Raw genomic sequence first — 21,830 nt, 5'->3', positions numbered from 1 at the left:
TTCCGTTCCGGCCCGGCGCGATCAGAAATCAAGCCGGTAGCCTGCGGTGAATATTATCCCCGTCTCGTCGAATGTCGAGACACCCATCGGTTCGCGGATACGCTGCGAGGCGAAGTTCATCCCCGCCTCCAGCTCGATCTCGCCATGGCGGAAGGGATAGATGTTGACGCGCAGGCTGGGCTGGAACTGCTCGTAGGTCGTCTGCGAAACCCGGTCCTCGCGCCGCCCGTAACGCAGTCGCGGTGTCAGGCGGACCTTGTCGGTCAGCGGCACGCGCGCGTTGAAATCGACCGTGTAGCTGTTGGAGCGCTGTGTATCGGCATAGCGGCCCGACAGGATGTAAATGTCGTTGTCCCAAAGGAAGCCTGTGCCGACGAGCTGCGCGCCGAAATAATACTCCGTGCCGGTGCTGGCGAGCGCAGGAATCTCCTGAGTCCCGTCGGTCGCCGGGATCAGCGGCGAACCGCTGGTTTCGGTCAGCGTGAAGTCGAAATTCGCCTGCAGCTTCTCGGTGATCGGCCGCGAATAGGCGGTGGTAAGCGACTTGGTCACCAGCGTGCGGTCGCGCGCGATCCGGTAGATCTCGTCCTCGGTATAGAACCGCAGCAGGTCGCGCAGGTCGGTGAAGGGCAGCGCGTCGATCACCCCGATCTGACCGATTAGCGCGTTGCTGGTCGTAAGCAGCGGCGAGCGGCGATAATCCGCCGTCATGCTGAGGTTGGAGCCGTCCTCCGCCGTATAGGCGAGCGTTGCCAGAGCGAGGTTCACTTCCTCGTGATGAATGTCGTAATCCAGCAGGCCGAACGCGTTGAAGCGATCCTTGCGCAGCCTCAGTTCGGCCCCGATCGAACGCCGGTCGACGAAGCCGCCCTGCGCCTCCTGATTGAGGAAATAGGCCGTTGCCTGCACCGTGTCGCTGCGGCTGCCGTAGTCGATGCTGGCGCCGTAGAAATGGCGTTCCTTCAAAATACGGGTCTGGCGCGAAGTGAGGACGGGAAAGCCCGCCACCGCGTTCACCCTTACCTTGTCGCTCGCCTGCCAGCCAACCCAGGTCCCGTCGAAACGGCCGAAGACGCCGCCCGAATTGCGCGTCTGGCGCCCGAAGCGCGAGGCGATGCCGGTTTCGGCGTCCGATGCGCCGACATAAAGCGCGGTGATCGCTTTCAGATCGCGCCCACCCGAACGGAAATTCCAGACGTAGGAGCCCGAAGCGCGCGCTTCGAATTGCTCGCGGTCGTTGCCCGCCATGATCGCTATGTCGGCCGAGGTCAGGAGCTGGTTGAGATTAACCTGGTCGTCCTCGTCGGGGTCCTCTTCGGGCACGGAGGCATCGACGAAACGCGTCCGGCTCTGGTCACGATAGTAGAATTGCGAGAAGCTGCCGCGCACGTCCCAGGTCCATGCGGCGGGATTGCCGCCCTCGGCCTCGCGCAGCTCGGCGGTCTGGACCGGGCCAGAGAGCGCGGCAAGCCGCTGGCGCACGCGTTCGGCGTCTTCGCCTTCCGGGTAGCGGCGCAAATATTCCTCATATTCCGCGCGCGCCTGCGCCACCTGCTGCTTGCGCTCGCGCGTCAGGCCGAGAAGCTCGATCGCGCGCGGGGTGCTCTGCGCCTCGGGCAGGCCCCGCGCGTTGGTGAGCAGCTGGATCGCGCGGTCGTTATTGCCCAGCGCAATGGCGGCTTCGGCTTCCAGGATCAGGCGATCGACCTCGGCCGATTGCTCCGGACTGGCCACGATGGCGGGGCGCGGGGTGCGCGAGACGATGAGCTCGCCCGTGTCCATGCGCGAGGCGATGCCCTCGGCGCGTTCCTGCGGCGTGATGCGCAGGGTCCAGGCCGCCGGGAAGACCTCCTCCAGCTGGGCCGAGACGGCATCGGCCTGCTCCTTGGTTTCGAAGAAACCGACGCGCAGGCGGTGCCACTCCTCCCCGTCGCGCTCGACCACGCTGTCGTAAGCGACCCGCCCGCTAATCGCGTCCTGCTGCTCAGGCGTAAGCTCGCCCAGTTCGGAGGGGCTGGAGATGGCGTTGACGATATAGAGGCCGGACGGAATGCCGGCTTGCGCCGCGCCCGCCGCCGTCTGGACCGGCGCAGCGATGGGCAGGCGGGTGGCGATGGCCTCTTCGCGTTCCTCGGGCGTGACTTCGAGCACGAAGGCGCCGGGGAAGAGGTCGGCGAAGTTTGCCGCCGCCTCTTCTGCCTCCGCGCGGGTCTCGTAAAAGCCGAGCCGGAGCCGGTGCCATTCCTCGCCCTCACGGTCGACTGCGCTGTCATAGGCGACGCGGTCGTCGATCGCCGCGCGCTGTTCTGGCGTCAGTTCGCCGAGCTCGCCGGGGGCCGAGATGGCGTTGACGACGAAGCGGCCCGGCGGGATCTCGGGCTCGGTCGCGACGACGGCGGGTTGAGAGGGCGTCGGCGTTGCGATGACGGGCGCAGGAGCGGGTGCCTCGACCAGCGCGCACTGGCGCCCCTCGCCGGGCCTAAATAGCTTGATGACGAGCGAATCCGGCCGGGGGCCGCCCTCGACCTCGAACTCCATGTCCTGCTGGAAATAGAGCGAGACGAGCGGACCGCCCGGATCGGTGCCGTCGTATTCGATGGAGCGCAGTTCGGGCAGGCTGCCGGGAGGGCGCAGCGCATCGCGCGCGGCGAGATTGGCCGATGGGTCGAGCGGGCGCACGCGGATATGCAGCTCGCGCCCCGGACGGCTGGGATAATAACTCAGGATCTGCAGGCGGATGTTGAATTCGACCGTCAGCGTGGTGCAGGTCCCCGCCCGCTCGATCCTGAGGTCAGACAGCGTCTGGTCGGTGACGGCCTGCGCCTGCGCGGTGCCCGACAGGCCCGCCGTCGCACCCGCAACCAGCGCGATCGAAGCGACACCCTTCAGCCAGACGTGCTTGTTCAAACGCATCTCCTCTTCCCGCTCACCGGGTCAGTCGTCCCAGTTCCGGGTGTCGTGGCAGGCGCCGCAATCCTGGGACGTGTTGGGATGATCGTTTGGCTTGCCCTCGGCGATCGTGCCGTTGTGACAGGCATCGCAGCGACCTGTGACATCGCCATGCGACATGTTGATCGTCGTCCAGTTGGTCGTCCGGTGGCAATTTTCGCAGACATTCGTGGTGCCCGGGTGCGTTGGGGGCTTGCCGGTGGCGGTCGTCCCGTTGTGGCAGCTGACGCAATTGCCCGTCACGCCATCGTGGCTGAAGCTGGCCGGAGTCCAGGCGTTGGTGCTGTGACACGAATCGCACTGCGCCGTGGTGGCGATATGCGAAGGCGGCTTGCCGGTCGCCAGAGTGTTGTTGTGGCAGCTGGAACAGGTGCCGAGCGCCTGCGAATGGTCCATGCGCACCGCAGCCCAGCTGCTCGTCACATGGCAGAAATCGCACTGGTTGGTGGTGTTGGGATGCGACGGCGTCTTGCCGGGCGCCGCCGTGCCGTTGTGACAGCTGGAGCAGGTGCCGTTGGCCGCCGCGTGATTGAAGTTCGCCGGAACCCAGCTGGTCACGCGGTGACAGTCTTCGCAGGTGTTCGTGGTGTTGAGATGGGCCGCATGCTTGCCCGTGGCGGTCGTGCCGTTGTGACAGGACGAACAGGACCCCGATATGTTGTCGTGGTTGAAATTGGCCGGTGTCCACGCGTTGGTAGTGTGGCAGTCGCCGCAGGAATTGCTCGAGGCGATGTGCGCCGGGTGCTTGCCGGTAGCGGTCGTGCCATTGTGGCAGCTCGAGCAGGTCCCGGTCGCCGCGCTGTGGTCGAAGCGCGCCGGCACCCAGGCATTGGTCGTGTGGCAATCGTCACAGGTGTTGGTCGAGGAAACGTGAGCCGGATGCTTGCCCGTCGCCGTCGTGCCGTTGTGACAACTGAAGCAGGACCCGGTGACCGAGCTGTGATCAAAGTTTGCAGGCGTCCAGGCGTTGGTCGAATGGCAATCGGAACAGGAATTGCTCGACGCGATATGCGCGGCATGCTTGCCCGTGGCCGTCGTGCCGTTGTGGCAACTGAAACAGGTCCCGGTGACCGAGCTGTGATCGAAATTGGCCGGAACCCACGCATTGGTAGAGTGGCAATCGGCGCAGGAATTCGTCGAGGCGACGTGCGTTGCGTGCTTGCCGGTTGCCGTAGTGCCGTTGTGGCAGCTGAAGCAGGTGCCGGTGACCGCGCTGTGATCGAACCGCGCGGGGACCCATGCATTGGTCGTATGGCAATCGTCGCAGGTGTTGGCGGATGCGACATGCGTTGCGTGCTTGCCTGTTGCCGTCGTCCCGTTGTGGCAACTGAAGCAGGATCCGGTCACGCCTGAATGGTCGAAGCGCGCAGGAGTCCAGCCGTTGGTGGTATGGCAATCGGCGCAGGCGTTGGACGAGGCAATGTGGTTCGCATGCTTGCCCGTCGCCGTCGTGCCATTGTGGCAGGAGAAACAGGAACCGGTTGCGGCGCTGTGATCGAAGCGCGCCGGGCTCCACGCGTTGGTCGTGTGGCAATCCTCGCAGGCGTTGGTCGAGCTGACATGGTTGGCGTGCTTGCCGGTTGCCGTGGTGCCGTTGTGACAGGAGGAGCAGTTGCCAGTTATCCCTTCATGCGAGAATCTTGCCGGGCTCCATGCATTGGTGGTGTGACAACTGTCGCACTGTGCGGTGGTCTGGATATGGGTCGGCCCCTTGCCCTCTGCGATCGTGCCGTTGTGACAGGTCGAGCAGGTGGCGCTGGTTGCGCGGTGATCGAACCGGACCTGCGACCAGTCATTGGTGGTGTGGCACGATTCGCACGTGTTGTTGGTCGGCGGGTGGCTGGGGGACTTGCCCATCGCCGTCGTACCGTTGTGACAGCTCGAGCAATTGTTCGTAATGCCCGCGTGGCTGAAGCTCGCAGGGACCCAGGCCGTTGTCCTGTGGCAGTCCTCGCAGACGTTGCTCGAAGGAATGTGATTGGCCGGCTTGCCGGTCGCAGTCGTCCCGTTGTGGCAACTTGAGCAATTGCCAGTGATGCCCTCGTGGTCGAAGCTCGCAGGGACCCAGGCGGTGGTCCGGTGACAATCCTCGCAGACATTGCTCGAGGGGATGTGGTTGGCAGGCTTGCCCGTCGCCGTCGTCCCATTGTGGCAACTTGAGCAATTGCCAGTGATCCCTGCGTGATCGAAGTTTGCCGGCACCCAGGCGGTGGTCCGGTGGCAGTCCTCGCAGACATTGCTCGAGGGGATGTGGTTGGCAGGCTTGCCCGTCGCCGTCGTGCCGTTGTGGCAGGACACGCAATTGCCGGTCACCGCGCTGTGATCGAAGGTCGCGTTGGTCCAGCTGGAAGTCGTGTGGCAGTTCTCGCATTCCTGCGAGCTAGGCACGTGGTTGGCCGGCTTGCCGCTCGACTGGATTCCGTTGTGGCAGGAGGCGCAACGTTCGGTGACGCCGCTGTGGTCGAAGCGACTTATCGTCCACTGGTTGGTTGCGTGGCAGCTATCGCAATTGGCCTGCGTTTGCGGGTGGTTGGCGGGCTTGCCTTCCGCCCTCACCGAATTGTGGCAGTCTGCACAGCGTGTCGGCGTTCCCTTGAATTGCCCGTCGATGTGGCACGATTCGCATTGGACGGCCGCGTGCTGGCCGGTCAGCGGGAACCCGGTGGAGAAGTGATCGAAGTTCTCGAAACGCGATTCTTGCTGGCCGAACGAAGGGGCGGCCAGAAGCATGAAGCTGGCCAAGACCATCATAATTAGTGTCGAAAGCTTGTTCAACACTGGGGTGCCCTCGGCAACTCGACGACCCGAGAAAACCGACGTGATCTTCTTTCATCAAGCGGCAGCCCCCAGCCACTCGCGCTGCAAACTGTCAGAATGGCAGCCCACGCGATAGAGTCCGACCATCGGTTCGTCGTATGCACGGGGCGCTTCATCGGCAAAAAGAATATAAATCGGACCGGGGTTCCAGTTATTTGCCGCGATCCTCGGGCAAAATGACCTTCGACCAGTCGTCCGTCACATGACAACGCTGGCAATCGGTCCCGAATTCGCCGCGGTGGACATCATCGCGGCGGTGGCAATCGGCGCAGGTCGACGAGAGTTCGGCCGGGTCCCCCGCTCTCGCATGACAGGATTCGCATACCAGCCCCTTGTGCTTGCCGGTGAGGGGGAATTGGGTTTGCGTATCGTGATCGAAACTCCACGCCTTCCAGTCGCTGGCGTTGTGGCAATTCCCGCATTGTGCGGGCGTGCCGAGACGGCCTTCGTGGTGCTCGTCGACATGACAATCGGCGCATTGCGGGCCCTTGACCGTAAATGTCTGGTCGGCGTGGCAGTCCGTGCAATCGATATCGGCATGCTTGCCCAGCAGCGGGAAACTGGTCAGCGCATGGTCGAAGCTGATGTTGGTCGTCCAGTCGTTTGAGTCGTGGCAGCGCCCGCATGAGGGGCCGAGTTCCGCCTTGTGGACGTCGTCCTCATAGTGGCAGGACGCGCATTGCGGCACCAGCTTCACCTGGTCCGAGGCCTCGATATGGCAATCCTCGCAGCGTGCCTGGGCGTGTTTGCCGAGCAGCGGGAAGCCGGTCATGGTGGCGTGGTCGAATTCCACCGCCTCCCAGTCGGTTTCGGTATGGCAACGCGCGCAGTCGGTGCCGTTGCCGCCCTTGTGGCTGTCGTCTTCCTCGTGACAGCCGAAACAGGTGGTCGGCGGAGCGGCGACCTTCGGCGGGTGGATATGGCAGCTTTCGCAGCTCGCCTGCCTGTGCGCGCCGCGCAGGGGGAAGTCGGTCAGCCGGTCGTGATCGAACTGGATGCGCGACCAGCCTTGCGGGACATGGCAATCCGCGCATTGCGTCCCGTTCGCGCCCTGGTGGCTGTCGTCCTTCTCGTGGCAGCCGTAGCAGGTCGTCGGCGGGTTCTTGATCGCATTGTTCGCCCCGTGGCACGAGGAGCAACTGGCCTGCGCATGCGCCCCGATCAGCGAGAAACCGGTCGTGTCGTGGTCGAACTTCACGTCGCGCCACGAACTGGTCGTGTGGCAGCTCGAACAATTGGTCCCACGCGTCCCGTTATGCGCGTCGTCCTGCTTGTGGCAGCCGTAGCAACTCGTCGTCAGCCCCGACCATTGCTGACCCTTGTGGCAGGACATGCAGCTCGTCCCCGAATGCGCGCCGGTGAGGCGGAAGCCGGTCTTGGAGTGGTCGAAGGGCTTGAGCGATTGCCAGCTCGAGACCTGGTGGCAATCCTGGCATCGCGGGCCGAGGCGGCCCTTGTGCGGATCGTCGCTCTTGTGGCAGCCGCGGCAGGTGGTCGGCGCGAGGCGGTAGGCCTTGCCGCCCGTGTGACACGAGGCGCAGGAGACCTTCGCATGGCCGCCACGCAGCGGGAAATCGGTCAAATCGTGGTTGAAGGTGCGGGTGTTGAGCCGCACGATGTTGGCGCGCCGTCCCTTATGCTCGGTATGGCAGGTCTTGCAGTCGCTGCGCCGCGCGTTGGAACTGCGCCCGTGATAGCCGGCACCGGCACGGATGTCGGAGGCGACATCGGTATGGCAGGCGAGGCATTTGGAGTTTTGCGCCTCCTTGCGGAAGTTGGCGTGGCAGGAATTGCAGCTGTCCTCCAGCTTTGCGTGCGGCTGCGACAGCGGGCCGGGCGTGACCAGCCGCTCGATGATCGATTGCCCCATCAGCGGCGCGGCTGCCATCAGCAGCAACAGCGTGATCAAGGCGCGCAGGCTGCGCATCAGTACTGGTGCACCGCAACGATATGGAGCGTGACAGCCGCCACCAGCAGCACGAACAGCGGCAGGTGGAGATAGTGCCACAGGCGAAGCAGGCGGCTGTAGAAGGCGAAGCTGGACGCGCGGCGAGTCGCGCGGAAGAAATCTTCCAGCCCCAGCAGCAGTTCCTCCCGATGCTTTGCGTCCGGGTCCTGCAACTGGCGGCGGATCTCGCGCCGGATGATCAGCGAGCGCAGGCGCAGGCTGACGAAGGACCGAGCCCCGGACCAGAAGGACCGGCCCGATGCCAGCGCGCGATCCTCAAGGTCGTGCAGCGTGTCGATGACGTAAGCGTCGCCGATATGCTCGTGCTCGAGGTCGTCCAGCAGTTCGTCCATGTCGCGCTTCAGGTCGCGGATGGCGATGGTGCGGGTCGAGTAGCCACGGTGGACGCGCGAATAGAGGAAGCGTCCGATCAGCCCGCTCGAGGCGACGATGATCATCGCCATCAGCGCCATTCCGCTGTTGAGCGAGCCCCAGCCGAAGCGCGAATGGTAGAGGATCGTTACAGGCCCGAGCAGTCCAAGCAGCATGTGGAAGCGGAACCAGAACCCCACCGATCCCAGCGGGCGCAGCTTGGGATTGCGTTTGCGCAAGGGGTAGATGAGCAGGATCAGCATCATCGAAGCGCCTGCGATGCCCAGCCAGTAGCCGACCCCATCCTCGGGATCGAGCCAGCTGTCGTTGCGATGGAGAAAGCCGTAGACCAGCGCGGCGAGAACAAGGGCCAGGACGATAACCGAAGCGAGGCGCTCGGGCTGGCGAGGCCTGAGTCGCAGTCGGCGAATGCGGCCGACGGGCTGGGTAGTTATCGTATCCATGGCGGTGGGCTCCGCCTCTAAACGTGGTCACACGCCCCGATCCGATCTTAGGTAACAGAAACCCGCCGCGCAAGTTTTCGGATATTTCGTGGCGAAGCGCGTCCCGATCAGTATAGTGCCGGGCAAGTGGCAAAAGCCCAATGCGGTCGCGAAGCACGTGTATTGGGAGATTTCGAGTGCTTGCTACGATCCTGACCGCGCTGGCCGGTATGGCCGTCGGTATTGTCGCCATGCGCCTCTGGCAGCAGAGCCAGTCGGCGCGCGCAACCGGTACCGGCGAAACCGTGACCGGCGATGCCCCCGCCAAGCCCGCTTTCGACCGCACGCGGCTGCTCTTGATCGGGGCCGGTGTGCTGGTGGCCGCGACCTTGGCGGTGCTGCTGCTGAGGTCACAAGACGATGGCTCGGCCACGAGCGCTGTGCCCGGAAGCGCCATGGCGCTCAACCAGAGCGGGCAGCAGCTTGAAGACGTCGACACGATGATCGACCGGCTCGCCGCGCGGCTGGAGGCGAACCCCGAGGATGGCGAGGGCTTTCGGATGCTGGGCTGGTCCTATCTCATGACCAACCGCCCGCAGCAGGCGATTGCGCCTTTCGAGCGCGCGATCGAGCTGCTCCCGCAAAGCGCCGCGGCCCGCTCGGGCTATGGCGAAGCGCTGGTCGCGGTCGCGGAGGGCGAGGTCACGGCCGACGCGCGGCAGGCTTTCGAGCAGGCGCTCGCCATCGATCCCACCGAACCGCGCGCGCGCTATTTCCGCGGGCGCTGGCTGGCGCAGCAGGGTAAGCAAAAGGAGGCGCTCGACCTGTGGATCGAACTCGCGAACGCCGCCCCGCCCGATGCGCCGTGGCAGGCCGACGTGCGCCGCGATATCGACGCGCTCGCCGCCGAGCTTGGCACCGATGTTTCGGATCGCCTCAACGCCGCCCCGCCCCCGCCCGCCATGTCGGGCCGCCCGCCCGCTCTCGATGCCGCGACGGTGAACGCGGCGAACGCCTTGCCGCCGTCCGAGCAGGAGGCGATGATCGAGCAGATGGTCGAAGGCCTCGCCACGCGCCTCAAGTCCGATCCCGACAATCCGGAAGGCTGGGCGCGGCTGATCCGTTCGCGCATGGTGCGGGGACAGGCAGACCAGGCGAAGGCCGACCTCGCCACTGCGCGCAAGGCGCTGGCCGGTAACACCCAAGGCCTCGCCCTCGTCGAAGCCGCGGCGCGCGAGGCCGGAGTGCCCTGACCGCCATGCCGACCTGGCAACTCGAGCTCATCTATCTCGCCCCCCTGGTCCTCATCTGGCTCGGCTGGAGCCTCTACAGGCGCCGGAAATCGGCCAAGGCCCGGGCGATCCTGGAAGACAATCTCCAAGCCGGGCTTGCTCACCCCCCTTCGCTCCATCCACTGATCAGTCCCGACCTGTGCCTCGGCTGCGGGGCCTGCGTCATCGCCTGCCCGGAGAAGAAAATCCTCGCGCTGATCGACGGCAAGGCGGCGCTGGTCGAACCGACCTCCTGCGTCGGCCACGGCGCGTGCCAGGCCGCCTGCCCCTTCGATGCCATCGACCTCGTCTTCGGGACCGAGGAACGCGGCGTCGACATCCCCCCGCTCACGCCGGAGTTCGAAACCAACGTGCCGGGCATCTTCATCGCCGGCGAGCTGGGCGGAATGGGGCTGGTCAAGAACGCCATCGAGCAGGGACGCCAGGCGATCGGCTTTGCGGCCCAGAAGATCGCCAGCCTGCCCGCTGCGCCAGGCCATCACGACATCGCCATCGTCGGCAGCGGACCGGCGGGCATTTCCGCAGGGCTCGGCGCGATCGAACGCAAGCTGGACTACGTGCTGCTCGACCAGTCCGACCTCGGCGGCACGGTGGCGCAATTCCCCCGTGGGAAGATGGTCATGACCTCGCCCGCGGAACTGCCGATCATCGGGACGGTGAAGTTCGGCGAGGTGCAGAAGGAAGAGCTGATTTCCTTCTGGCAGGGCGTGGTGGAAAAGACCGGCCTCCAGATACGCACCGGAGTCAACGTCGAAGCCGTGCGCAAGACCGCGACCGGCTTCCGCCTCGAGACAAGCAAGGGGGACATCGAGGCCAAAACCGTCCTTCTCGCCATCGGCCGCAGGGGGACGCCGCGCACGCTGGACGTGCCCGGCGAAAAGCTGCCCAAGGTCGTCTATCGCCTGATCGATCCCGAGCAGTACGTCGGCGCGAAGGTGCTGGTCGTCGGCGGCGGCGACAGCGCGCTGGAGGCCGCGATCCAGATTGCCGAGCAGCCCGACACCAAGGTCACGCTCTCCTACCGCTCCGACGCCTTTGCCCGTGCCCGCAAGAAGAACCGCAACCGCTTCATCGAACTCATCGAGAAAGGGGTGATCGAACAGCGGCTCAAGAGCCAGGTCGCCGAAATCCGCGAAGACGAGGTCGACCTCACCACCGAAGACGGCTTGGAGACCATTGCCAACGATTACGTGATCATTTGCGTAGGCGGGATCCTGCCCACCGGGTTCCTCAGGGAATCCGGGATCGAGGTCGAAACCAAGTACGGGACCGCATAATCAGAGAATTTCGACAGTCTTGGGCCGGGTAGCAATTGTTTCCGCTCCGGCGCTTGGTTAGGGTCTGCAAGGCGCGGGCTATGGCGCGGTAGACGGAGGGACGCAGATGGGCTGGTTTTCCAAGCAACTTATCGATGTGCTCGAGTGGGAGGAGAAGCCCGGCCAGCTGGCGTGGCGCTTCCCGGTAGAGGATAACGAAATCCAGTATGGCGCGAACCTGACCGTGCGCGACGGGCAGCAAGCGATCTTCCTCGACAACGGGAAGCTGGCCGACAGCTTCGGCCCCGGCCTGTTCGAGCTCGACACGCAGAATCTGCCGATCATCACCAGCCTCGAAAACTGGGCCAAGGGCTTCGAAAGCCCCTTCAAGTCGGACGTCACCTTCTTCTCCACCCGCGAGATCACCGGGCTCAAATGGGGCACCGCGCAGCCGATCACCGTGCGCGATCCCGAATTCGGCGCGATCCGCATCCGTGCTTTCGGTACCTATTCCTTCCGCATTGCGGAGGTCGACCAGTTCTATCGCACGACCTTCGCCAACCTGCCCGAACTGTGGATCACCGATATCGAGCCGCAGATGCGCTCGATCATTTCGACCAGCCTTGCCGCCGTGCTGGGTTCGGCGGACACCGCTTTCCTCGACCTTGCCGCCGACCAGCAGAAGCTGTCCGACCTCCTGCGGCAGGCCGCCGACAACGCGACCGACCAGTGGGGCATTAAGATCCCGACGCTGTTCGTGGAAAGCCTCTCGCTGCCCGATGCAGTGCAGGATGCGATCGACAGCGGCTCCTCCATGCGCGCGCTGGGCGACCTGGGCCAATATGCGCGCTTCAAGGCTGCCGACACGCTGGACGAGGCCGCGCAGGCTTCGGGCGGCGTGGCGGGTGCCGGCGCAGGCGTCGCCGCGGCCATGGCGCTGGGCCAGACGATGAGCGGCGGGTTGATGGGCCAGCCTGCGATTGCCCCGCCCGCCACCCCGGCGGCAGCGGCGGCGAGCGACACCGATCCGCTCGAAATGATCGAGAAGCTGCACAAGCTCCACGTGGCCGGCGCGCTCAGCGAAGAGGAATTCGCCGCCAAGAAAGCCGAATTGCTGGCACGCCTGGGCTGAGAGACACGGTCGTGGCTTCCTGTCCCCAATGCGGCGCGCCGACGCAAGGCGGCCTGCCCGGCCTGCCACTGGTCACCTGCACCAGCTGCAACGCCCTGCTGCTGGTAAAGGCCGAAGGGCTCACCCGCGTCGGCGACAGCGGCGTCATGCCCTTCGACGTCAGCCCGCTGCAGATCGGCACCAGCCTCGCGGTCGATGGCCAGCGCGGCGAGATCGTGGGCCGCGAACGCTGGGCGTGGGAGCGGGGCAGCTGGAACGAGTGGCTGCTCGATTTCGGCGGCGGCACCCATGCCTGGGTAGCCGAGGAAGCGGGCTATTACATGGTGATGAGCGAGACGTCGCCGCGCGCCGACACCATGCGCCGCCTCGCCGACCTGGGCCGGATCGGTCAGGTGGCGTTGGGCGACACGGTGCAGGTAAACAAACGCAAATACACCGTCTCCGACATCAAGGAGATCCATTGCGTGGCGAGCGAGGGACACCTGCCCAAGCCCGTGCCCGCGCACTTCAAGCGCCGCTCGCTCGACCTGCGCGACCGGTCGGGCGGCGCGGTGACATGGCAATCCGATGCCAACACCACCGGCCTCTGGGAGGGGCGCTATTACCGCCTCGCCGAGCTTGATCCCTCGAACCTGCGCCAGCTCGCGGGCTGGACCCAGCCACGAGGGGGACACGCGGCATGAGCGAGGGTGCTGTCGAAACCGCCGTAAAGCCAATCACCTGCCCCTCGTGCTGCGGCACGCTGGAATTGCAGGCCTCGGGCTTCTCCACGCTGATCGTCTGCCTCTATTGCGGCAGCGAGCTCGACCTCGTCGATCCCGAAGTGCGGCTCGTTGCCGAACACGCGCAGGCGGGCGCGGACCTGCTGCTGCCCATCGGCACGCGCGGGACCTTGCGCGGCACGGACTGGGCGGTGATCGGCTATCTGGAGCGGAACGATGGGTGGTCCGCCTGGGGCGAATACCTGCTGTTCAACCCTTATGAAGGCTATCGCTGGCTGATCCACCAGGCTTCGGGCTGGAGCCTCGGCACTCCGCTGATGATCCAGCCGGGAAATCCGCGCAGCCTGTCGCAGGAATTCGACGGGACCTATTTCTCCAAGTGCTTCAAGGAAGCGACCAACACGGTCGATTACGTGCTGGGCGAGTTTTACTGGCAGGTGAAGCGTGGCGATCAGGTCGATGCGAACGGCTACGTCTCGGGCCAGCGGATGCTGTCCTGCGAGATCAGCGACGACGAATACGAGTGGACGCTCGAAGGTTTTGTCCCCTCTTCCGAAGTCGCCGAAGCCTTCGGCATTGCCGACAGCGGCCAGTTCCCCAAGACCGGAAACCACCCACTGCCGCACCAACCCAATCCGCACTCTGGGCTGGCCAAATTCATGTTCGGCGTTGCGGCCACGGTCGCGGCCATGGCGCTCATCTTCGTTCTCATTTTCGAAGGGCCGACGCCGCGCAGTTCGGCCAGCCTGCTTGCCGGCGATGCGCCGTCGAGCCGGCAAGCGGTCATCCAGCCTTTCGTGATCGAAGGCACTTCGCGCCCCTTCACCATCCGCACGAGCGGCGAGCCGGGCGACAACAGCTGGCTCGATGTCGAATATGTGCTGACCAATCTCGACACCGACGAAAGCTACATCGCCAACCAGCCGATCCAGTATTATTACGGGCGCGACTGGAAAGAGGACGATCGCAACGGCACGATCAAGCTCTCCTCCATCCCGCCGGGCCGCTATTCGCTGGAGGCGGAAGTCATTCGCCCGGCCGATGAGCGGGGCGCGCGCGGGTTCGAGGATTACTCCGCCAAGCCGGTGGACATCACGGCCGGACCCGGCGGCATCTTCTGGTCGAACTACCTTATCCTGCTGCTGGCCCTCTTTCTTCCGCCGATCTGGGTGCTGATGAACGCGATGAGTTTCGAAGCGTCCCGGCGCGAGGATTACGATTATGGACATGACGATGACGACTGACCGGACCCGCGCCGCCGCGCGCCAGCGGGAGGACGCGCGATGAAACGCCGGCTTTTCCTCCTCTATGCCGCCGGAACGCTGGTCGCCTTTTCGGCCGCCGCGACGACCGGCTACTCGCCCTTCGGCGACGGCAAGCAGGAACGCGACGCCTACAGCCGCGGCGGGGGACCGCGACACAAGTAACGGGATACGCCGCGCGCGCACTCAGGCACGCGGCCCAAAAGGACACTCGAGGGAGCATACTATGCTGAATACCGACGTTTTTCTGGCCAGCCTGGCCTATTCGCTGATGGGGATCGTGGTCTTCGTCGCCACCTTCATCATCGTCGACCTGCTGACGCCCGGAAAGCTGTGGCAGGAAGTGATCGAGAAACAGAACCGCGCCGTTGCCAGCATGGCCGGGGCGGTTGCCATTGCCATCGCTATCATCGTCGCCGCCGCCATTCATGGCTGACACGCCGCCCGCCGAGCCGCGCCTGCCGGCTAGCGGGCGCGCGCTTGCCGACGATGCGGTCCAGCCGACCGACATCTCGCTCATCCTGCTGCTGTCCGTTTTCGTGGTCGCCACCTGCGGCCTCGTCTACGAACTGCTGGCGGGCACGATCGCTACCTACCTCCTGGGCGACAGCGTCACCCAGTTCTCGACCGTTATCGGCACCTACCTCTTCGCAATGGGCGTCGGCAGCTGGTTCTCCCGCTATGTGAAGCAGGATTACCTCAAATGGTTCGTGCGGGTCGAAATCCTGATCGCGCTGATCGGCGGCACATCGGCGGCGAGCCTGTTCCTGCTCTTCACCGTGGTGCAGGACTTCCGGCCGATCCTTTATGGGATGGTCTTGCTGGTCGGCTTCCTGGTGGGCCTCGAAATACCGCTGCTGATAAGGATATTGAAGGGTCGTTACAGCTTCGGCGATCTCGTCTCGAACGTCCTGACCTATGATTACATCGGCGCGCTGGCGGCCTCGCTAGTCTTCCCGCTGGTGATCGTGCCCTATGTCGGGCTGGTGCGTGGCGGCTTCGTGATCGGGCTGGTGAATATTTCGGTCGCCCTGCTGCTCGTTTTCCGCCTCCACCGGGACCGGATGCTGGGACCGGAGCGGATTGCCGCGGTGCTGGTCGCGGCGACATTGGTGGCGGGCGCGGTGTTCTCCGAGAAGCTCCAGTCCTTTTCCGAGAGCCGTTTCTACGACGATCCCGTCATTTTCGCGACCTCGAGCCAGTACCAGCGCATCGCCTTCACCCGCCGCAACGGCGACGTGCGTCTCTTCCTCAACGGCAACCTCCAGTTCTCCTCGCGCGACGAATACCGCTATCACGAGGCCTTGGTCTGGCCCGCCATGGCGCGGGTCGAGGACCCGAAGAAGGTGCTCATCCTCGGCGGCGGCGATGGGCTTGCCCTGCGCGAAGTCCTGCGCGCGCCCAGCGTCGAGCAGGTCACGCTGGTCGACCTCGACCCGGAGATTACTCGCCTTTTCGCCTCGGTCCCCTCGCTCACCCGCATGAACGCGAACGCTTTCGACGACCCGCGCGTGCGCACGATTAACGCCGACGCCTATGTGTGGGTGCGCGACAATCGCAAGACATTCGACGTGGTGCTGGTCGACTTCCCCGACCCCACCAACTATTCGATCGGCAAGCTCTATTCGGTCGGCTTCTACCGGTACTTGAGGCGCATCGTCGCCCCGCAAGGGATCGTCGCGGTCCAGAGCACGGCACCCTATATCGCCCCGCGGACCTTCGCCATGGTCGGCGACACGCTGGCCGCCGCCGGGTTCGAGACGCGGCCCTACCACGTCTATGTGCCCAGCTTCGGCGACTGGGGCTTCACCCTCGCCGGCGCGCCCGCGCAGGGCGATCCGGTCCAGCCTTTCCCCGAAGACCTGCGGTTCCTCAACGCGGAAGCGGAGGAGACGATCTATTCATTTCCGCCTGATATGCTGGCCTCTGCCGGCGAGGTGAACCGGCTCGACAACCAGGCGCTCGTGCGCACCTTTACCGAGGAATGGCGCCTCTATGGCGAGTAAGTATTCTCCCGTCGGCGAACACGCGCTCATCGATATCGGTGGGGCGAAGCGGCTCGACGATCCGGCATGGCTGGAAGAGGTGATGCGCGCGGCAGCCGATGCGGCGGGAGCGACGATCATCGGCTCGCACTTCCACCATTTCGGCGAGGCGCAGGGGGTGACCGGCATCCTGTTGCTCGCGGAATCGCACATCTCGGTCCACACCTGGCCCGAATGCGATTTCGCCGCTTTCGACATCTTCATGTGCGGCGCCGCATCGACGCAGGTTGCAGTGGAAGCGATTGCGAACAGCTTTGCCGGTAGTCATATCAATTTGCGCTGCGAAACGCGCGGAACGCCGCGAGGCTGACGCGGAGTGGCGACAAAGCCTGGTGGAAGTGTCGCCGATTATCGCCAGGCCTTACCGCTAGCGCCATTTGGGCTGACCCGTCCTTGTCGCGATTGGCGGCTACCGAAAGCGAGCCACTGCGCTCATCAAAGCCATGGAGCAGAACGAAACGGCGCTAGGTCAAGCGAACGCTCTTTCTCGTGAGGGCTTGGGCTTGCAGGCTGGCAGCGGACAACGTACCATTGAACTTCTAACAGGATTGGCATCTTTTTATTCGTGTCGGTCAACGACTCAGACAAGAGCGCCAACTAGCCACTGAAGGATCGCTGTAGGATGGCTTGAGTGCCTTCGGGCGGCCTTCCTTAATTATTACGATTTGCTTGCGTGCCATTCGTTCGTCTGCGGGCTTCATAGTTTCTATGAAGATGCATGGAAAAGAACTGGATGATAGAAGAACGCCCTCTTGATTTGTGAACTCTTCGCACGGTCAGAGAAGGGCTTTTCTTATCCGCATCATTCTTGCTTGCTACACAGTCTTGCTTTCCGCTTGTGCAGCGATGCCAGTTGGGGGCACGATGGAAAACGTCGAAGTTGGCAGAGTTGAGGCCGCCGAAAGCAACCGCCTTAGCCGCGCTTTTCGAAGAATATGATGCAGCGCAATTGGCAATGTCTCCGATTGGCAAAGCCTATCGCGGTATCGTTGACGAGGACTATGCGAGATGGGACGATATTAATGACGCCGCGGCGATGAAACAGCAGGCGTTAAGCGCAACCACCCTCGCGAACATGCGTGTGCAGTTCGATCGTGCATCGTTGGCGCCCGATGACAAGCTTTCCTACGACCTTTTCGAAGCGACGGTTGCTCGCAGCACTGCAGCCTATGAGTTCCGCGAAAACGATTTTCTCTTCGACCAGATGAATGGTCTGCAGAACTTCGTCCCAAGCTTTCTGATTAACATTCACCGTGTGCGCGACCGAAGCGAGGCTGAGGCCTATGTCGAACGCCTGCGCACCGCAGACACTTTTATCGATCAAGCGCTGGCCGAAAGCGCTGAGAGGGCTGCTGCTGGGGTTATGCCGCCTCGCGGGGTTTACGCCTATATGATTAACGATGCGCGAAATGTTATTACTGGCGCCCCCTTCGATGAAGGGAAAGACTCGCCCATCCTTGCCGATCTAAAGGAAAAAGTTCGCGCGCTTGATCTGCCTGAAGAGGACAAGCGGTCATTGGTTGCCCAAGGCACTGCTGCGATCATAGAGGATCTTGCTCCCGCTTATCGACGTTTGCTCGCTGAAATGGAGAGGCAGAAATCGGTCCCTTCAATTGACGACGGCATCTGGCGTCTGCCCCCGAGGGGCAGAATATTATTCCGAGCGCCTCGCAAACTATACTACAACCGACCTAACGGCTGATCAGATCCACGACTTGGGGATACGAGAAGTTGCCCGAATTCATACCGAGATGCGGGCTATAATGGCGCAGGTTGGCTTCGATGGCACTTTGCAGGAGTTTTTTACCCACCTGCGGGAAGGCGATCAGTATTACTATGGCACTCGCGAAGCCTATTTAGCTGAAGTCGATAGGGTTATGAAGGCGATCGAAGCTGAGCTGCCACGTTATTTCAATATGCTCCCTAAGGCTGATCTTCGCGCGAAGCCGGTTGAGGAGTTTCGAGAGAAGTCAGCTGGGAAGGCCTTCTATCAGTCGCCAACACCGGACGGCTCGCGCCCCGGCACGTACCACGTAAACCTTTATAACCTGCGCGACATGTCCAAGAACGAGCTGGAAGCCCTTGCTTATCACGAAGGCGTTCCGGGGCATCACCTTCAAAGGGCATTGCAGACGGAGCTTGGCGAAGTGCCGCCGTTCCGTCGTTTCGGCGGCGTTACGACCTACACCGAGGGCTGGGGTCTTTATTCCGAAGAACTTGGCAAGGATATGGGGTTCTACACAGATCCCTACTCAGATTTCGGACGACTTGGGATGGAACTCTGGCGTGCAGCTCGGCTAGTGGTCGATACTGGAATCCTTCATAAGCGTTGGAGTCGGGAGCAGGCAATTAGCTGGTTGCAGACCAATACCCCAAATCCTGAAGGCGTTGTGCGCAAGGCGATCGAGGGTTACATCGTCTACCCGGGCCAGGCGACCGCCTACATGATAAGAAAGCTTAGAATTATGGAGTTGCGTGAGCGAGCTCGTACCGCCCTTGGGTCAGGTTTCGACTACGCCGAGTTTCACGATGTTATCTTGCTTTCAGGCCCTGTGCCGCTTGATATTCTAGAACAGCGGGTCGATACGTGGATAGCTGCTAACTCCGATTAGTCTTACGAGAACTCGTGATCTCCAATGCTGCAGCGCTCAACGCGTCGTGACCGGTCGCTTTCATACATCTAACAATGTGTGCCCTACGGCTTTTCATGGGTGGTTGACCGATTGTCTGCTTGAAGCGGAGAGATGAGGCCGTGGTGATGCTCCTACCTCGAGGAACTGAGAAGGGCGAGGCCAAGAGCAGACTATTCCCGTTTCATGCCAGCATCCGTCGACACTCAGCGACAGAGCCGGGCAAAGCGCTTGTTAATCATTAAAATGGTCGCAAAAGTGCGGTAATCAAAGAACGCTAAACGGGTTGGTAAGGTTTAACCCTTAGTTCGGCGTCTATGGGCGTTAACTATCCTCGAACCGCCGCCAGCTTGCTGGTCCTTTTAACCCTCCTGGCGGGTACCGCCGCCCATGCTGATGGCGTGGGCGCGGGTACTTTGATCGAGAACACGGCGACCGCAACCTATGATGCTGGTGACGGTCAGGTCACGGTCCCTTCGAATACCGTTACGTTGCGAGTCGACGAACTTCTCGATGTGGCTGTTACTTCACTCAATTCCGGACCGGTTGCAGCGACATCCGGAACGGCGGCTCTGACATTCGAAGTGACGAACACCGGCAATGGACCCGAGGCCTTCGTGCTGACCGCAAATCCTGCCGTAGCCGGGAATGATTTCGACACGACCGTCGACACGATCGCGGTCGATAGCAATGGCAATGGTGTTTACGATCCAGGCGTCGACGAGGTCCTGACCGGTCCTGCAACGACGCGCATTCTCGACGCTGATGAGAACCTGACGGTTTTCGTTATCGTGTCGGTGCCCGGCGACGTTCTCGATGGGGAGGCTAGCGATATCGATCTCCTTGCCGAGGCGGTGACCGGCACCGGAGCGCCAGGAACGGTTTTCGCCGGACGAGGTGTCGACGGCGGTGACGCAATCGCTGGCGCCGGCGGCGCTGACGACAATGCAATCGGATCGATCCTTATCGGCATTACCTCGGTGGAATTGATCAAGTCCGCCAGTGTAAGCGATCCGTTTGGCGGTTCGAGTGCTGTTCCCGGATCGGTCGTTACCTACACGATCACCGCTGCCGTATCGGGAAGCGGATCGGTTGCCGACCTTGTTGTCACCGATACCTTCCCTTCCGGCACAACCTACGGGGCCGGATCGCTCGCCCTCGATGCCGCAGGCCTGACCGACGCCAGCGATGCAGACGCCGGCGAAGCTACGGCTTCGGGAATTTCCGTGAACCTGGGAACGGTCGCCGGAGGCACCAGCCACTCCGTCACTTTCAACGTAACCATCGACTGATTTCAGCGCCAAAAAGAAGGGTCCGACCGATGAAGAACTTTACCAGATTCGCTGCAGCCATCCTCCTTGCTTCCGGCACGATGATGGCAAACGCACCTGCGCTGGCTCAGGATCAGGCCATCGACCTCAAGGGCGACGTAAAGCTTGAGAAAGTAATGATCGACGACGGCGGCCAATCCTTGGTCGAACTCGTCGAGCCCGATACCATCGTCCCTGGCGACAAGCTGATCTTCGGAACAGAATACAGTAACAACGGCACGGAAACGGTGACCAATTTCGTCGTCACCAACCCGGTACCGAGTGCCGTCCGCCTTGCACCAGCAGCACCTGCCAATCTGATCGTCTCCGTCGATGGCGGAGCGACTTGGGGCGAACTTGCAACTCTTTCGGTCGAGCAGGCGGATGGCACCAGCAGGCCCGCCCAGCAAGCAGACGTGACACATATTCGCTGGACCCTCGCCACGGTCGCGCCGGGCGCGAAGGGCCGCCTCGAATATCCAGCCATCATCCGCTGAGAAGCGGGAGATAACCGCCAAGTCTCGCGGGCGGCAGGCGAATCGCGAGGCAACTCCAAAGGAAGTGTACGATGAAACGCACCAAGCAATTGCTGGGTGCCACGAGTGCAATAGCACTGGTCGCACTCAGTGCCAGCCCCGCGCTGGCCGAGGGCACTTCGGCCGGGGACACCATTACCAACAACGTTTCGGTTAGTTTCGACGTTGGCGGGGTGACCCAGACCGCAGTGACCGACAGCGATACCTTCACGGTCGACCGCAAGGTCAACGTCACCGTGCAGGTGGATGCTACTCCTGTCTCGGTAACTCCGGGACAGACCAATGCCGTTCTGGCATTCGAAATCACCAACCTGTCGAACGACACCGTCGACTACCAGCTTTCCGCTGTAGCCGATGCTGCCAATCCGGCAGGCCTGTCGAACATTCGCATCTATTACGACGCGGACGGCGATGGTGTTCTCGACGCCGGTGAACTCGCCGCTGGTCCGATCACCTATCTGGACGACATGGCTGAAGACGAGACCCGCCAGGTCCTCGTCGTCGGCGATATCGCGCTGAGTGCGGTCAACACGAACGAGTTCGACGTCGTCCTGACGGCGGATGCACGCGATGCTTCGGGCGACGAAGGTTCGCCGGGCGCGGCCCTGACCAACACGGTCGGCGCCAACACTTCGGGTGTAGACACGGTTCTGGCCGACGGCGCAGGTGACAGCGACAATGCGGAAGAAGGCGACTTCTCCGATCGCGGCACCTACACGGTGTCGGGAGCGAGCCTGACCGTCGCGAAGACGAGCAGCATCGTTAGCGATCCGATCAACGGTACGACCGATCCCAAGGCGATCCCTGGTGCGGTAATCGAATACTGCATCGTGGTATCGAACGCGTCGGGCGCTGCGACCGCTACGAATGTCGCGGTCAACGACGAACTGCCCGCCGACGTCACCTATGACTCGAGCTTCGGTATCTTCGTCGATGGCGACGGTACCTGCGCAAGCGGATCGCGCGGCGACACTGCGACGCCGCAGACGGCTTCGTACAACACCACCGACTCCGAAGTCGATGCCGAACTGAGCGATGTTGCTGCTGATGCAAGTCGTTCGGTCTATTTCCGCGTAATGATCGACTGATCCGAAGCGGGAAAGACCTACAGTGCGT

At 63.1% G+C, this 21,830-nt stretch carries 16 protein-coding genes and 1 pseudogene; 13 read left to right on the top strand and 4 right to left on the bottom strand.

The window, feature by feature from the left end:
* Positions 1-21: 21 nt before the first annotated feature.
* The 4 genes from K3148_RS08845 to K3148_RS08830 all read right to left on the bottom strand — a co-directional run bounded on the left by K3148_RS08845 (position 22) and on the right by K3148_RS08830 (position 8,550).
* Positions 22-2,913, bottom strand: coding sequence for an SPOR domain-containing protein (locus K3148_RS08845; RefSeq protein WP_221424465.1), 2,892 nt, complete (start codon positions 2,911-2,913; stop codon positions 22-24).
* Positions 2,914-2,934: 21 nt separating this feature from the next.
* Positions 2,935-5,679 (bottom strand): cytochrome C, encoded by a 2,745-nt coding sequence (locus K3148_RS08840; protein ID WP_221424464.1) that lies wholly within the window; start codon positions 5,677-5,679, stop codon positions 2,935-2,937.
* 238 nt (positions 5,680-5,917) lie between these two features.
* On the bottom strand, positions 5,918-7,693 hold the full coding sequence (locus K3148_RS08835; protein ID WP_221424463.1) for a cytochrome c3 family protein: 1,776 nt from the start codon (positions 7,691-7,693) through the stop codon (positions 5,918-5,920).
* A complete protein-coding gene (locus tag K3148_RS08830) occupies positions 7,693-8,550 on the bottom strand; it encodes a hypothetical protein (RefSeq protein ID WP_221424462.1) in 858 nt (285 codons plus the stop codon). The genes K3148_RS08835 and K3148_RS08830 overlap by 1 nt, the downstream gene beginning before the upstream one ends.
* A 176-nt stretch (positions 8,551-8,726) precedes the next feature.
* Between K3148_RS08830 and K3148_RS08825 the strand changes: the two genes are divergently transcribed.
* The 13 genes and pseudogenes from K3148_RS08825 to K3148_RS08765 all read left to right on the top strand — a co-directional run bounded on the left by K3148_RS08825 (position 8,727) and on the right by K3148_RS08765 (position 21,802).
* Positions 8,727-9,782, top strand: coding sequence for a TPR domain-containing protein (locus K3148_RS08825; protein ID WP_221424461.1), 1,056 nt, complete (start codon positions 8,727-8,729; stop codon positions 9,780-9,782).
* Positions 9,783-9,787: 5 nt separating this feature from the next.
* On the top strand, positions 9,788-11,098 hold the full coding sequence (locus K3148_RS08820) for an NAD(P)-binding domain-containing protein (RefSeq protein ID WP_221424460.1): 1,311 nt from the start codon (positions 9,788-9,790) through the stop codon (positions 11,096-11,098).
* 106 nt (positions 11,099-11,204) lie between these two features.
* A complete protein-coding gene (locus K3148_RS08815; protein ID WP_221424459.1) occupies positions 11,205-12,209 on the top strand; it encodes an SPFH domain-containing protein in 1,005 nt (334 codons plus the stop codon).
* Between the two features lie 11 nt (positions 12,210-12,220).
* Complete coding sequence (locus K3148_RS08810; protein WP_221424458.1) at positions 12,221-12,892, top strand: DUF4178 domain-containing protein; 672 nt, start codon at positions 12,221-12,223, stop codon at positions 12,890-12,892.
* Complete coding sequence (locus K3148_RS08805; RefSeq protein WP_221424457.1) at positions 12,889-14,175, top strand: DUF4178 domain-containing protein; 1,287 nt, start codon at positions 12,889-12,891, stop codon at positions 14,173-14,175. The genes K3148_RS08810 and K3148_RS08805 overlap by 4 nt, the downstream gene beginning before the upstream one ends.
* 39 nt (positions 14,176-14,214) lie before the next feature.
* Positions 14,215-14,358, top strand: coding sequence for a hypothetical protein (locus K3148_RS08800; RefSeq protein WP_221424456.1), 144 nt, complete (start codon positions 14,215-14,217; stop codon positions 14,356-14,358).
* A gap of 61 nt (positions 14,359-14,419) precedes the next feature.
* Complete coding sequence (locus K3148_RS08795; protein ID WP_221424455.1) at positions 14,420-14,629, top strand: DUF350 domain-containing protein; 210 nt, start codon at positions 14,420-14,422, stop codon at positions 14,627-14,629.
* Complete coding sequence (locus K3148_RS08790) at positions 14,622-16,199, top strand: polyamine aminopropyltransferase (RefSeq protein ID WP_221424454.1); 1,578 nt, start codon at positions 14,622-14,624, stop codon at positions 16,197-16,199. The genes K3148_RS08795 and K3148_RS08790 overlap by 8 nt, the downstream gene beginning before the upstream one ends.
* Complete coding sequence (gene speD, locus K3148_RS08785) at positions 16,189-16,548, top strand: adenosylmethionine decarboxylase (protein ID WP_221424453.1); 360 nt, start codon at positions 16,189-16,191, stop codon at positions 16,546-16,548. The genes K3148_RS08790 and speD overlap by 11 nt, the downstream gene beginning before the upstream one ends.
* Positions 16,549-17,193: 645 nt before the next feature.
* A pseudogene (locus tag K3148_RS14035) lies at positions 17,194-18,850 on the top strand (DUF885 domain-containing protein).
* A 368-nt stretch (positions 18,851-19,218) separates the two neighbouring features.
* Positions 19,219-20,160, top strand: a complete 942-nt coding sequence (locus K3148_RS08775; RefSeq protein WP_247711530.1) for a hypothetical protein — start codon at positions 19,219-19,221, stop codon at positions 20,158-20,160.
* 29 nt (positions 20,161-20,189) lie between these two features.
* The gene (locus tag K3148_RS08770; protein WP_221424451.1) at positions 20,190-20,675 is read left to right on the top strand and encodes a hypothetical protein; all 486 of its coding nucleotides are present in this window, start codon (positions 20,190-20,192) and stop codon (positions 20,673-20,675) included.
* Between the two features lie 71 nt (positions 20,676-20,746).
* Positions 20,747-21,802 (top strand): DUF11 domain-containing protein, encoded by a 1,056-nt coding sequence (locus K3148_RS08765; RefSeq protein ID WP_221424450.1) that lies wholly within the window; start codon positions 20,747-20,749, stop codon positions 21,800-21,802.
* Positions 21,803-21,830 lie beyond the last annotated feature (28 nt).

Source organism: Qipengyuania aurantiaca, assembly GCF_019711375.1.
GTDB lineage: Bacteria > Pseudomonadota > Alphaproteobacteria > Sphingomonadales > Sphingomonadaceae > Qipengyuania > Qipengyuania aurantiaca.
Note: the sequence above shows the minus strand (reverse complement) of the source record. Positions and strands in the feature narration are given on the sequence as shown.